Origin of the sequence: Pseudomonas sp. MF7453 (assembly GCF_016405455.1) — a bacterium.
GTDB lineage: Bacteria > Pseudomonadota > Gammaproteobacteria > Pseudomonadales > Pseudomonadaceae > Aquipseudomonas > Aquipseudomonas paralactis.
In genome coordinates this window covers 751527-767135 of record NZ_JAEKCN010000001.1, presented here as the reverse complement: position 1 = coordinate 767135, position 15609 = coordinate 751527, and the positions used below count along the sequence as shown (strand labels likewise).

General features: G+C 64.4%; 2 protein-coding genes. Both read right to left on the bottom strand.

Features of this window, described 5'->3' with window-relative positions; translation table 11 throughout:
* Positions 1-2685: AMP-binding protein (locus tag JFT63_RS03580; protein WP_198843471.1), on the bottom strand; the 2685-nt coding region annotated here is incomplete at its 3' end.
* Positions 2682-15593 carry a non-ribosomal peptide synthetase gene (locus JFT63_RS03575; RefSeq protein WP_198843470.1) on the bottom strand — a complete coding sequence of 4304 codons (12912 nt, stop codon included), beginning with the start codon at positions 15591-15593 and terminating at the stop codon, positions 2682-2684. The genes JFT63_RS03580 and JFT63_RS03575, both read right to left, overlap by 4 nt.
* Between the last annotated feature and the right edge of the window lie 16 nt (positions 15594-15609).

Below are 15609 nucleotides of genomic sequence, written 5' to 3'. Positions count from 1 at the left end.
CACGTACAACTCCCCCGCCACCCCCAGCGGCACCGGGCGCTGGTGTTCGTCGAGCACGTAGACCGTGGCATTGGCGATGGGCTTGCCGATATGCAACGGCTGGCCTGCCTCGACCTTGCCGGAAGTGGCCACCACCGTGGCTTCGGTGGGGCCATAGTTGTTGATCAGTTCAAAGCGCTGCGCTCGGCCGAACTGGCGCAGGCGATCGCCACCGACCAGCAAGGTGCGCAAGGTCGGGTGCTCGATATTCTGGCTGAACGCGTACTCGGCCACCGGCGTGGGCAGAAAGCTCACGTCCAGGGGCTGTGCGCACCACCAGGCCAGCAGCGCGTCGATGTCTTCGGCGCCGTCATGGGCGGGCGGCAGGTGCAATGTGGCGCCCACACACAGCGCCGGCCAGACTTCCCAGGCCATCGCGTCAAAGCCAAAACCGGCGACGCTGGCGGTATGCCGGCCGGCGCGCAGGTCGAAGGCGCTGCAATGCCAGTCCACCAGGTTGGCAACAGTGTGGTGTTCCACCATCACGCCTTTGGGCAAGCCGGTGGAGCCCGAGGTGTAGATCACATACGCCAGGTTCGTCGGGCCGACAGCGACCTTGGGGTTGCTCGCCGAGTGATGCTGCCAGGTGAAGCGGTCGAGGTTGATCACCGGCACGTCAAGCTCTGGCAGGCGGGCCAGCAAGGCGTGTTGAGTGAGCACCGCCACCGGGGCGCTGTCGCTGAGCAAGTAGCTCAAGCGCTCGGCCGGGTGGGACGGGTCCACCGGCACATAACCGGCACCCGCCTTGAGGATCGCCAGCAACCCGGCGAGGGTGTCGAGCCCGCGCCGCGCCACGATCGCCACGCGATCATCCGGCCTAACCCCCAGCGCCAACAGATGATGGGCCAACAGGTTGGCTTGCTGGTTGAGTTCGGCGTAGGTCAGCTGCCGCCCTTCGTTCACGGCGGCGATGGCGTCCGGCGTGAGCGCAGCCTGGGCTTCGATGCGCCCGTGCAAGGTGGTGCCTTGGGGGAATACGGCCTGGGTGGCGTTGAACTGTTGCAGCAGCAGGCGCTGTTCGGCGACAGGCACTACCGAGAGTTGGTCAAGCGCGGTGTGTGGCGCCTGCTCCAGCGCGGTGACGAGGTTTTCCAGCGCAGTGTACAGGTAGGCGCAGACGCGGTGGGGGTCGACCTGGGTGCTGGCCAGCAAACTCAGGCCGAAGCCTTCGCCCAGGTCGTCCACACTCAGGGTCAACGGGTAGTTGGTGCGTTCCTCGGCGCGCAGTGCGGTAATGCCGTGCCAGGCCGACACTGCCTCGGCACTGGCGGCGGGAGCGCTGTGGCGATAATTGAGCAGCGCACTGAACAGCGGCGTCGGGGCGATCACGCCGCTGCAACGCTGGGCCAATGCCAGGGCCGCGTGCTCATGGCGCAGCAGCGTGGTCAAACCTGCGTGGGTGGCCTTGACCCCGCTGCGGACATCCTGGGCGTCGACATCCACACGAAACGGCAAGGTGTTGATGAAGATCCCCAAGGCGCGGTCAGTCGCATGGCTGCCTTGCATACGCCCCATCAACACGGTGCCGAACACCACCTGCGCCTTGCCGGCGAACACCGCCAGTACCTGGGCCCAGCCCAGATGGAACAGGCTGGCGGCGCTCACCCCCAGTTGCCGGGACTGCACGCGTATACGCTGCGCCAGCTGCGGCGCCAATGGCGGGCTGACCTCAGCAATGGCGCGAGCATCGCCCTGAACATCCTGCAGCCCGAACGGCAAGGTCGGCTCGACGATATCGCCGAGCATCTGCCGGAAGAAACTTTCATGCTCCTGCTCGCTGATGCCCAGGCGCGCCTGTGCCACGTAGTTGCGAAACGGTACGGCCTGGCCGAGGGCCGCGCCCTGCCCCAACAGACACGCCTGCATTTCATGGCATACCACTTCCAGGGCGCTGTGATCCATCGCCATATGGTGGAACAGCAAGGTAGCGACGATGCGCTGGTGGGTCGGATCTTCAGCTCGCACCAGGCGCAGCAACGGCGCCTGGGCGACATCAAGACGATAATGACGGGCATCGAACAAGTCATGCAGTTGCGCGGCGATATCGCCGTCGGCCGGATCGAGCATCAAGGCTTGCACCGGCAGGCGCGCCTGGCGCCACACCACTTGCGAAGGTTGTGCCAGGCCATCCCAGACCACCCCGGTACGTAAAATGTCATGACGGTCCATCACGCTTTGCAGCGCCTGGGCAAACGCCTCGAAGCGCTCCAGGCTGTCAAACGCAAACTGCGACTGCATCACGTAGGGGTCGCCCTGCTCGGCGCTGACATGGTGAAACAGGATGCCTTCCTGCAACGGCGCCAACGGATAGATGTCCTGAATATTCGCCACACCGCCCGGCACCGTAGCGATGATGCGCTCGATCTCATCCTGGCTCAGGGTCGAGAGGGTCAGCATGTCGGGGGTGATGCGCTCGGCATTGGCGGGAATGCGATTGGCCGGCACTGCCACTTCCCCGGCCTTGGCAGACGAGTATTCACCGGCCTTGATCAGCGCGATCAGCGCCGGTTTGTGCTCGCGCAAGGAAGCCAATATTGCCGGGTCGCTCAAGGCTTGCTTGTTGCCGTTCACCGCCAACTGTTCGCCCTTGAGCGCCAGTTGCACGTCCTTGGTTTTCAGGGTTGCCAATAGCTCAAGGATGTTCACAGGACGATCTCCATTCGTTCGGTCATTGCGGCGTAGCCGGCCAGGGTCGGTTGTTCGAACAACGCCCGTACATCGGCTTCCATGCCTTCCTGGCGCAGACGCCCGATCAAGCTCACAGCGAGCAGCGAGTGCCCGCCCAGTTCAAAGAAATTGTCATGCCGGCCTACCCGCTCCACCTTGAGCAGCTCGGCCCACAGCTGGGCCATGAGGGTTTCGGTATCGCCTTCGGGTGCTTCGTACTCACGCACCGTCAATGCGTCCATGCCCGGTGCGGGCAGCGCTTTGCGGTCGAGCTTGCCGTTGGGGCTCAGGGGCATGGCGGGCAGGTGTACGAACAGCGCAGGCACCATGAAGTCCGGCAAGTGCTGCAACAGCTGAGCGCGCAGGCCGTCAATGTCGCTTGGCAGGCCGGTGTAATAGGCGACCAGGCGCTCTTCACGGGCCACCACTACCGCGTCCTTGACCGCCGGATGCTCAAGCAGCCGCGCCTGGATTTCCCCCAGCTCGATGCGCAGGCCACGGATCTTGACCTGGTCATCGTTGCGCCCCAGGTATTCGATGTTGCCGTCGGGCAGGTAGCGGCCCACGTCACCGGTGCGGTACATCCGGCCTGGCGCAAAGGGATCGTCGAGGAAGCGTTCGGCCGTCAACTGCGCACGGTTCAGATAACCCCGCGCCACTTGTACGCCAGCAATGAACAGCTCACCGACCACGCCCAGCGGCACCGGCTGCAACTGCCCGTCCAGCACGTACAGGCGCGTGTTGGCAATCGGCTTGCCAATCGGGGTGTTGTCCGGCACATCCGGGCGTGCGCAGTTCCAGGCCGTCACGTCCACCGCCGCTTCCGTGGGGCCATACAGGTTGTACAAACCAATGCCCGGTAACTGCTGCTTGAAGCGGCGCACCAAGCTGCCCGGCAGCGCCTCGCCGCTGCACATCACACGCACCAGCCCGGCCGCCTGGCTCACATCGCCATGGGCCAGAAACACATCGAGCATCGACGGCACAAAATGCAGGGTGGTGATGTTTTCTGCTTCGATCACTTCACACAGGTACGCAGGGTCCTTGTGCCCACCAGGCCGCGCCATCACCAGGCGTGCACCGGTGAACAGCGGCCAGAAGAACTCCCATACCGACACGTCGAAGCTGAACGGGGTTTTCTGCAACACCGCGTCGTGGGCCTTGAGGCCATAGGCGTCCTGCATCCACAACAGACGGTTGACCACCCCGGCGTGTTCATTGATCACGCCCTTGGGCTGGCCGGTGGAACCGGAGGTGTAGATCACGTAGGCCGTGTGCCGCGCAGTGAGGCCCGCGACCTGCGGGTTGACGCACGACTGCTGGTGCCAGGTGCAGTGGTCGAGGTCGATCACGGCCACGTCGCCCAGCAAGGCACGAGTGGCGGCTTGGGCCAGCACCACCACCGGCGCGCTGTCTTGCAGCATGTAGGCGATGCGTTCTTGCGGGTAGGCCGGGTCCAGCGGCACATAACCGCCACCGGCCTTGAGGATGGCGAACAGGCCGATCACCATATCCAGGCCACGCTCCAGGCAAATGCCAACCCGTGAGTCCGGCTGCACGCCCCTTTCACGCAGGTGATGGGCCAGGCGGTTGGCGTGCTCGTTGAGCTGCTGGTAGGTCAGCTGTTGCTCGCCCGCCTTTACCGCCACGGCGTGCGGCGTGCGCAGAACCTGGGCCTCGAACATCCCGTGCAGGGTCTGGTCGAGGTTGTAGTTGACCTCGGTGGCATTGAATCGCACCAGCAGCTGTTGCCGCTCTTCTGGTCCCAGGATCGACAGGCGATTGATCGCCTGGTGGGGTGCCTGCTCAAGGGCTTCGACCAGTGCGGACAAGGCGTTGTGCATATAACCGCAGAGCCGTTGCGCATCCACTTGGGCCAAGGCAGTGAACGCATAACCATCACCCAGGTCATCCACGTTCAGGGTCAACGGGTAATTGGTGCGCCCGTCATTGACCAGGGTCTGCATACCTTCCCACGCCAAGTGCGCATCCGCCGAACGGGTGGCGGCGCCGCGATGGCGATAGTTGAGCATCGAGCTGAACAACGGCGCCGGTGCCGCCACGCCGCTGCAACGCTGGGCCAGGGCCAGGGAAGCGTGCTCATGGCCGAGCAACTCGGTGAGGCGCGCATGGGTGGCCCGCACGGCGGCGTGGGCGCCCTGGTCATTGATGTCCAGGCGCAGCGGCAAGGTATTGATAAACACCCCCAGGGCCCGGTCAGCGCCCTCGCCACCTTGCAGGCGGCCAACCAGTACGGTGCCGAATACCACCGTGTGGCGCGCCGATACCGCGGCCAGCACCTGTGCCCAGGCCAGATGAAACAGGCTGGCGCCGCTGACGCCCAACAGCCGCGCCTGGCTGCGCAGGCGCCGGTTCAGGTGGTTGTCCAGTTGCAGGGTATGTTCTTCAATCGCACTGCCGTCGCCGCGTACATCCTGCCAACCGAATGGCAGCGTCGGTTCATCCACATCGCCGAGCATTTGGCGGAAGAAGGCTTCGTGCTCCTGCTCGCTGACACCAAGGAGCGCCTGGGCCACATAGTTGCGATACGGCATCGGCGCGGTGGTTGGCGCGGCGTGGCCGAGCAGGTAACCCTGCATTTCCCGCAGCACCACATCGAACGCGGTATGGTCCAGGGCGATATGGTGGTAGAGCAACACCGCCACCACGCGTTGGTTGGCCGGGTCCTGGGCATACATCAGGCGGATCAGCGGCGCCTGCCTGATATCCAGGCGATGATGCCGCGCATCGAAACGCTCATGCAGGCCGGCAAGTACATCGCCGTGCAAATGCAGTTCCTGAACGCTCAGCGCCGCCTTGCGCCACACCACTTGCAGCGGTTGCGCCAGCCCCTCCCACACCACCCCGGTGCGCAGGATGTCATGGCGGTCGATCACCTGTTGCAGCGCCTGGGCGAAGGTATGCAGACGCTCGACACGGTCAAACGCCAGGTGCGATTGCAGCAGGTACGGGTCGCCCTGCTCGGCCGTGAGGTAATGGTAGAAAATGCCTTCCTGCAAAGGCGCCAGTGGGTAGATGTCCTGTACGTTGGCAGCACCGCCGGGTACCTGGGCGACTACCTGATCAATCGCGCACTGATCAAGGGTCACCAGCGTCAGCATGTCCGGGGTGATACGTTGGCACTCGGCACTGATGCGGTTGGCCGGCACTTGCACCTCGCGACCACTGCCGACGGCAGCGGCCAGCGCGGCCAGGGTCGGTTGACTGAACAGCACGCGCACATCGGCACTGAGGCCGATCTGGCGCATACGCTCGATCAGGCTGACGGCCAACAACGAATGGCCGCCCAGTTCGAAGAAGTGGTCATGGCGCCCCACCTGCTCCACCTGCAACACCTCGGCCCAGATACGCGCCAGGGTGGTTTCAACCTCGCCCTGGGGGGCCTGGTACTCGCGGCTCAGCACAGCGGCCTGATCGGGATCGGGCAACGCCTTGCGGTCCAGCTTGCCGTTGGCGGTCAGCGGCAACACATCAAGGCGCATGTAGGCGACCGGCACCAGCGCATCGGGAAGCTGGGCCTGCAATTGCGTGCGCAAAGTTTCGATGCTCAGCGCTTGTTGCTCGGTGAACCAGGCCAACAATCGACCCTCACGCACCAGCACCACCGCCTCGCGAATGCCGTCCAGCGCCGCCAGGCGGCTTTCGATTTCGCCCAGTTCAACTCGCACGCCACGCAGTTTGACCTGGTCATCGTTGCGGCCCAGGTACTCCAGGTTGCCATCGGGCAACCAGCGCACCAGGTCGCCGGTGCGGTACATGCGCCCGGGGTTGAACGGGTCTTGCAGGAAGCGTTCGGCAGTCAAGTCCGGGCGATTCAAGTAACCCCGTGCGACGCCGCTGCCGCCTACATACAACTCACCGGCCACACCCACCGGCACCGGGCGTAACTGCGCATCCAGCACATAGCTGCACGCATTGGCGATGGGCCGACCGATATGCAATGCCTGCCCGGCCCGCACGCGGCCGGAGGTGGCAACTACCGTGGCTTCGGTGGGGCCATAGTTGTTGATCACGGCAAAACGCCGTTCCTGGGTGAACTGACGCAAGCGATCGCCGCCGATCAGCAGGATGCGCAAGGTGGGGTGTTGCAGGTTTTGGCTGAACGCGTACTCGGCTACCGGCGTGGGCAAAAAGCTTACGTCCAACGGCTGCGCCAGCCACCAGGCCAGCAGTTCATCAATGGTTTCATTGCCGACTTCGGCGGGCGGCAGGTGCAAAGTCGCACCGACGCACAAGGCTGGCCAGACTTCCCAGGCCATCGCATCAAAACCAAACCCGGCCACGCTGCTGGCGTGACTCGCAGCGGCCAAACCAAAGGCCTCGCAGTGCCAGTGCACCAGGTTTTCCACGTTGTGGTGTTCGACCATCACGCCCTTGGGCTGGCCGGTGGAGCCGGAGGTGTAGATGACGTAGGCCAGGTGCGCAGGCGTCAGCGCGGGCAGCTGTGGATTGTTGATGGGCAGGTGCTGCCAGGCCGGGTCATGCAAGTCGACCAACGTGACCGCCCCCAGCAGGTCACGGGTACTGGCCTCAGCCAGTACCGCCACCGGGGCGCTGTCCTGCAATAAATAAGCGATACGTTCGGCAGGATACGCCGGGTCAATCGGCACATAGCCGGCGCCGGCCTTGAGAATGCCCAACAGCCCCACCAGCATCTGCGGGCCGCGACGGCAGCACAGCGCCACGCGGTCATCCGGCTGCACGCCGAGTGCCAGCAGGTGATGAGCCAACTGGTTGGCACGCTGATTGAGCTGCTGATAGGTCAGCGCCTCACCGCCCTGCTGCACGGCAATGGCGTGGGGTTGGCGCTCGGCCTGCACCTCAAAGGCGCCATGCACGGTGTGGCCACGGGGGAAGTCCTGGGCCGTGGCGTTGAACTCGCGCAGCAGGGTTTCACACTCCGTCGCGGGCAGGATCGGCAGGCGATTGAGGGCAGCGTCCGGCGTATCTTCCAAGGCTGTGAGCAACTGCGCCACAGCGTTGTGCATGTAGTCGCACAGACGCTGCGCGCCGATCTGCGGCACCGCCAGCACGCTCAGCCCGAAGCCGTCACCCAGGTCATCCACGCTCAGGGTCAACGGGTAATTACTGCGCTCCTCACCACCCAGCAGTTGCACGCCCTCCCAGATGCCATGGCCGTCGCGGGCCATTTCGCCGGGGTTGCTGTGACGGTAGTTGAGCAAGGCGCTGAACAAGGGCGTGCTGGTCGGCACACCGCTGCAACGCTGAGCCAGGGCCAGCGAGGCATGTTCATGCCCAAGCAAGGCGCTCAGGCGCGCATGGGTGGCCTTGACCGCCGCTGACGCCCCGGCGGCAACATCGACCCGCAGCGGCAAGGTGTTGATAAACATCCCCAGCGCCCGGTCCGCGCCGTCGCCGGCTTGCATACGGCCCATCAGCACGGTGCCGAACACCACGTCATCGCGGCCGGACACCAGCCCCACCACCTGGGCCCACGCCAGGTGCATCAGGCTCGCAGCGCTCACGCCCCGCTGTCGCGCCTGCTGGCGGACCCGCTGCGCCAGCGCGGCGTCCAGTGGCAGCGCGGCTTCCTCGATGGCGCGGCCGTCGCCCTGCACATCCTGCAAACCAAACGGCAAGGTTGGTTCGCCGACATCGGCGAGCATCTCGCGAAAGAACTGTTCATGCTCGGCCACACTGACACCCAATCGCGCCTGGGCCACGTAGTTGCGAAACGGCGCGGCAGCGGGCAAGTCCTGGGCCTGGTTGAACATAAAGGCGTGCATTTCCTGGCCGACCACCTCCATGGCTGTGTGGTCCAGCGCCAGGTGGTGAAACAGCAGGATCGCCGCAACGCGGTTGTGCACCGGGTCCTGGGCATAGACCATGCGCAGCAACGGCGCCTGGGTGATGTCCAGGCGGTAGTGCCGGGCATCGAAGCGCTCATGCAGTTGTTCGAGGATACCGCCGTCGGCCGGGTCCAGATGAACCTCCTGCACCACCAGCTGCGCCTCGCGCCGCACCACTTGCACCGGGTTGTCCAGGCCCTCCCAGACCACGCCCGTGCGCAGAATGTCGTGGCGGGCCACCACCTGTTGCAGCGCGCCCATGAACCCGTGCAAGCGCTCGATGCTGTCGAACGCCATGCGCGATTGCAGCAAGTACGGGTCGCCCTGTTCGGCGCTGAGGTGGTGGTAGAGAATCCCTTCCTGCAACGGCGCCAGCGGGTAAATATCCTGCACATTCGCCGCACCACCCGGCACGCTGGCGACGATTCGCTCGATGGCCTGCGCAGTCAGCTGCGCCAGGCTCAGCATCGACGGTGTGATCTGCGTGCAACCGACCGGGATGCCATTGGCCGGCACCAGGATTTCGCGACCACTGCCCACCGCCGCCGCCAACGCCGCCAGGCTCGGCTGACTGAACAGCACGCGCACATCGGCACTCAGGCCCACTTGGCGCATGCGCTCGATCAGGCTCACCGCCAGCAGCGAATGGCCGCCCAACTCAAAGAAATGATCGTGGCGCCCAACGCGTTCGAGCTTGAGCACGTCCTGCCAGATCTGCGCCAACAAGGTTTCCACCTCGCCTTGCGGGGCTTCGTAGCCACGACTGAGCAGCGCATTCTGGTCCGGCGCCGGCAACCCCTTGCGGTCGAGCTTGCCGTTAGCGGTGAGCGGCAACTGCGCCAGCCACACATAAGCCGAAGGCACCATGTAGTCAGGCAACTGGCCCAGCAGATGAGCGCGCAGGCTTGCGATATCCAGCGTTGCGTCGGCGGTGTAATAGGCAACTAAACGTTTGTCGCCGGGCTCGTCTTCGCGAACCAGCACCACAACATCCCTGATCCCGGCACAGGTGCCCAGGCACGCTTCGATTTCACGAGGTTCGATACGAAAGCCGCGAATCTTCACTTGCAGGTCATTGCGCCCCTGGTACAGCAAGTTGCCGTCGGCGCGCCAGCAGGCCAGATCACCGCTGCGGTACAGGTGGCCGTCGCCGAATGGGTTCGGGACAAACTTTTGCGCGCTCAGTTGGGGCTGGTTCAAGTAGCCCTTGGCAACGCCCGCTCCGCCGATATACAGCTCGCCGGTCACACCCACGGGCAGCGGTTGCTGGCGCGCATCCAGCACATAGACCTGGGCGTTGGCAATCGGTCGGCCAATCGGAATGGCACCCTCGCACAGCGTGGTGATCTCAAACGTGGTGGAGAACGTGGTGGCTTCGGTCGGGCCATACCCATTCAGCAGATGCTCGGGTTTGCCGAGCTTGAGCACCCGGCCAATCACCTGAGGGTCAAGCACGTCGCCGCCGACGATCAGGTAGCGCAATTGGCGGAACACCGGCATCAACGCATCGGCGTACTGATGGAACAGTCCTGCGGTCATCCATAACACGCTGACCGCCTGCGCCTGCAACAGCTCGGCGAACGCGGCCCGGGATAACAGCTGCGCCTGCTCGACCACCACCACACAACCGCCATTGAGCAACGGTGCCCACACGTCGAGGGTGCTGGCGTCAAATGCCGGGTTGGAAGCGAAAGCCACGCGGTCGTGGGCATTAAATTCGGCAAAACCGTTGTTGAGCACCAGGCGTGAGATGGCGAGATGGGGCACTTGCACGCCCTTGGGCGCCCCGGTGGAGCCGGAGGTGTAGAGGATGTAGGCAACACTTTGCGCAGAGTGGGCCAGGTCGAGGTTAGCGGGCGACTGCGCGTCCAGATCCAACTGCGCCAGGTCGTCCAGCACATGGCGTGCGCCGCTGTCTTTGACGATGAAGGCCTGGCGTTCGACAGGCGCGTTGACGTCCAGCGGCACATACACCGCAGCGCACTTGAGGATCGCCAGTTGGCAGACCAGCAGATCCAGGCAACGCGGCAAGGCAATCGCCACGCTTTCGCCGGGCTGCACACCCTGGCTGATCAGATGATGGGCCAGGCGGTTGGCACGGCGATTGAGGTCACGGTAGCTCAGTGACAGCTCGCCCTGCACCGCCGCCGGCGCTTCAGGGCGGGCCAGCGCCTGGGCTTCAAACAGTTGCGAGACAGTAAGTTGCGAGGGGTATTGCCGGGCGGTGGCGTTGAAACCTACCAGCACTTGATGACGCTCGGCAGGGGGTAGAATCGACACTTCGTGCAAGGCGGTGGTCGGCGCGTGTTGCAGCGCGCTTACCACATGGCGCAACGCGGTGAGCATGTACTCGCCCACGCGTTGCACATCCAGGTGGGTGACGCCTTGCACCGTCAGGGCAAAGCCAATCCCCAGGTCATCGACGTTGAGCACCAGCGGGTAGTTGCTGCGTTCTTCGGAGCTGATAATCTGGATGCCGAATGCGCCAAAGGGGTTGTCCCCCGGCGCTTCCTCCGGCGCGCTGTGCCGGTAGTTGAGCAAGGTGCTGAACAACGGCAACGAACCCGGTACGCCGCTGCAACGCTGGGCCAGGGACAGCGCGGCGTGTTCATGCCCGAGCAACTGCGCCAGGCGCGCATGGGTGGCGCGTACGCCGGCTTGCACGCCGACGCTGCCGAGGCTGACCCGCAGCGGCAAGGTATTGATGAACATTCCCAGCGCTCGGTCGGCGCCCTCGCCGCCCTGCATACGGCCCAGCAACACAGTGCCGAACACCACGTCCTGCTGGCCGGACACCTGCCCCAGCACCTGAGCCCAAGCCAGATGCACCAGGCTCGCCGTGCTGACACCCAGCTGCCGTGCCTGTTCGCGCAGGGCCAGGCTGAGGGCCGGTTCCAGCGGCAAATGGGCTTCATGGATGCCGCTGCCGTCGCCGTTCACGTCCTGCAAACCGAAGGCCAGGGTCGGTTCGTCGATATCGCCGAGCATCTGGCTGAAGAAGGCTTCGTGCTGGGCCTGGCTCAGGCCCAGCCGCGCCTGAGCCACATAGTTGCGGTACTGCACCGCGTCAGGCAGTTGCGCGCGATTGCCATGCAGGCTGGCGCTCATTTCTTCAACCAGCACTTGCAGGGCTGTGTGATCAAGCAGGATATGGTGCAACAGCAGGATGCCGACAAAGCCGCCCACCTCTTCTGCATAGGCCAGGCGCATCAGCGAAGCGCGGGACAGGTCCAGGCGATAGTGGCGAGGGTCGAAGCGCTGTTGCAACTGCGCCAGGGCATCGGCGCCCTGGGTATCCAAGCGCTCAACCGCCAGCGGTGCCTGGCGCAACACCACTTGCACCGGCTCCTCCAGGCCCTCCCAGAGAATGGCTGTGCGCAGGATATCGTTGCGTTCGATGACGCTGTGCAGCGCCTGGATAAAGCCATCCACCGCGCACTGGTCGTTAAAGCGCAACTGCACCTGCAACACGTAGGGATCGCCTTCGGTGGTTGCCAGGTGGTGGTAGAGAATACCGGCCTGCAACGGCGCCAGACCGTAAATGTCCTGCACGTTGGCCACGCCACCGGGTACGGCCTGCAGGATGTGATCGATGGCGGCCTGGCCCAGTTCAACCAAGGGCAGCATGTCTGGCGTGATGCGCTCACTGTCTTCTTGAATCAGATTGGCCGGGACCTGCACCTCATGGTGCCCGCCCACCGCCGCCGCGAGGGCCGCCAGGGTCGGCTGGCCGAACAGCACACGTACATCGGCGCTCAGCTCTACCTGGCGCATGCGTTCGATCAGCTTGACCGCCAGCAGCGAATGCCCACCCAACTCAAAGAAGTTATCGTCACGTCCCACTTTGTCGAGTTTGAGCAGGTCCTGCCAGATCATCGCAATGGTGTTTTCCACCGCACCTTGGGGCGCGGCATAACTGCGCCGAGCCAACGCGTCGGCATCGGGAACGGGCAAGGCTTTGCGGTCGAGCTTGCCGTTGGTGGTCAGGGGGAACGCCTGCAGACGCACGAAAGCGCTGGGCACCATATGTTCGGCCAGGCTCAGTAGCAAATGATCGCGCAAGGCAGCGACGCTGGGCTCACCCTCGGTGATCACGTAGGCCACCAGGCGCTTGTCTCCCGGTTCATCTTCACGGGCGATCACCACCGCATCACGCACGCCGTGGGCGGTGGCCAGGTGCGCCTGAATTTCGCCAAGCTCAATGCGGAAACCGCGAATCTTGACCTGGTCATCGTTACGCCCCAGGTACTCGACACTGCCATCGGCCAGCAAGCGGCCCAGGTCGCCGGTCTTGTACATGCGCAGGCCGGTGGCCGGGTCGGCGAGGAAACGTTCGGCGTTGAGTGCCTCGCGGTTCAGGTAACCGCGCGCCACCCCGGCGCCGCCCACGTACAGCTCGCCCACCACACCGCAGGGCAACGGCTCGCGGTGTTCATCCAGCACGTACACCTGCAAGTCAGGGATGCGCACACCAATCGGGCTGACGCCGATCAGATGGGCATCCGCCGCCTCCAGCGCACGATAGGTCACGTGCACGGTGGTTTCGGTAATACCGTACATATTCACCAACTGGGTACCGGCATTCACTGCGCGGGCGTACCACGGCTTAAGCATGGCCGGTTCCAGGGCCTCCCCCCCAAAAACCACCTGACGCAACGAATGCGCCTGGGTGCTGTGGCTCTGGGCCGCGATCAACTGGCGGAACGCGCTCGGCGTCTGGTTGAGGATGCTCACTTGGGCTTCGCAGAGCAGCGTGTAGCACTCATCCGGCGAGCGGCTGACCAGTTGCGGCACGATCAGCAACTGGCCGCCGTGCATCAGCGCGCCCCAGATTTCCCACACGGAAAAATCGAACGCAAAGGAGTGGAACAGTGCCCACACATCGTGCCGATTGAACCCGAACCAGTGCTGGGTGGCGCTGAACAGGCGCGCCACCTGGCGATGTTCGATCATCACCCCCTTGGGTTGGCCTGTGGAGCCGGAGGTGTAAATCACATAGGCGAGATGGGCCGGGCTCAGGTGCAGCCGTGGATCGCTGACGGGCAGTTGGCCCAGGCTGTCGAGGTCGATTGGTAGGGTATTGCCGACCCTGTCCCGGGTATTGGCCTGCACCAGCACCACCACCGGTTGACTGTCGGCCAGGGTGTAGGCGATGCGTTCCTGTGGGTAAGCCGGGTCTATCGGCACGTAGCCGGCACCGGCCTTGAGGATACCGAGCAGGCCGATGATCATTTGCGGGCCGCGCTCCACACAGATCGCCACGCGGCTGTCGGGTTCCACGCCCTGGGCCAGCAGTGCATGGGCAACCTGGTTGGCGCGTTCGTTGAGTTGACGATAGCTGAGGCGCTGCTGCTCAAATCGCACGGCAATGGCTTCAGGCTGGGCGGCGGCGTGGGCTTGGACTTGCTGGTGGATCAGCGCGGTATCGGCATAATGCGTGGGGCTGTGGTTCAAGGTGTGCAGCAAGGCGTGGCGTTCAGCGTCGGGCAGGATGTTCAGGCCGCAGAGCGGCCCATCCGGTCGATGCTCAAGGGCGTCGGCCAGGCTTTGCAGGGCGGTGTGCAGATAGCCGGCAACCCGCTGTGCACCGATAGCCCCATCGACCATCACCGTCAGGGCGAAATCTTGCCCCAGGTCGTCGACGTTAACCGTCAGCGGGTAGTTGGTGCGCTCTTCGGCGCCCAGTACGCGGATGCCGTCGGCCACCTCGATCACCGCGGCCATGTCGGTGGCGGCACTGTGACGATAGTTGAGGATCGCGCTGAACAATGGCGTGGGCGCCGCGACCCCACTGCAACGCTGGGCCAGTGCCAGGGACGCATGTTCGTGATCGAGCAAGCGCGTAAGTCGTTCATGGGTGACTTGCACGGCGGCGCGCACGCCTTGCGCGCCAACATCAACCCGCAACGGCAAGGTGTTGATGAACATGCCCAAGGCCCGTTCACCGCCTTCGCCTGCACCCATGCGCCCGAGCATCACGGTGCCGAACACCACCGCCTCACGACCGGAAACCACGCCCAGCACGCGCGCCAACGCCAGGTGCATCAGGCTCGCCACGCTCACCCCCAGCGGCCGCGCCAAACTGCGCAGGCGAAGACCAAGGGCGCTATCGACGGGAATGCGCGCTTCATCAACGCCCTGACCATCGCCCTGCACATTTTGCAGGCCGAACGGCAAGGTCGGCTCATCGATATCGGCAAGCATGTCGCGAAAGAACGCCTCATGGGCCTGTTCGCTGACGCCTTGGCACACCTGAGTTATATAGCTGCGAAACGCCACTGGCGAGCCCGCTTGCGCTTGCTCACCGGCCAGGTACAGCTGAATTTCATGGCGCACCACGTCCAGAGCGGTGTGATCCAGAATAGTGTGGTGGAACAACAGCATCGCGACCACGCGCTGGTTGGCCGGGTCTTCAGCGAACACCAGGCGCAGCAGCGGCGCCTGGCCAAGGTCCATGCGGTAAGCACGGGCGTCATAGCGCGCAAGCAACTGGGCGAGACGGTCGCCGCCGTCCAACTGCGCCTCATCACACGCCAGCTGCGCCTTGCGCCACACCACTTGCAGCGGTTCATCGAGGCGCTCCCACACCATCGAGGTGCGCAGAATATCGTGGCGGTCGATCACCCATTGCAGCGCCTCGGCAAAGGCTTGCAGGCGTGCGCGGTTGTCGAACACAAACTGCGCGTGCAGCACGTAGGGATCACCCTGGGCGGCAGAAAGATGGTGGTAGAGCATGCCTTCCTGGAGCGGCGCCAGGGGGTAGATATCCTGCACATTCGCCGCGCCGCCGGGGATCGCCGCGACGATACGGTCGATGGCCGGCTGGTCGAGGTTGACCAATGGCAGCATGTCCGGGGTAATGCGATAGGCCGGGCTCAACCAGTCACCGCCATGCTCGGCGACCAGTACCAGCAACCGGGACTTATGCGCGATTAATTGATCCCAGAGCGCATCATCCAATGCCTCGTCATCGCCCAGGACGATCAGGTCGCCTTCTTCAGTTTGCAGACGGATCGCATAGGTGGAGATCGCTGCCAGTAAGTCGCTGAACTGCATTGGGGTAACCTGCCTG

What these genes read in the sequence shown, in the direction of transcription:
- JFT63_RS03575 (WP_198843470.1), bottom strand. Translation starts at nt 15,593, where the DNA reads ATGCAGTTCAGCGACTTACTGGCAGCGATCTCCACCTATGCGATCCGT.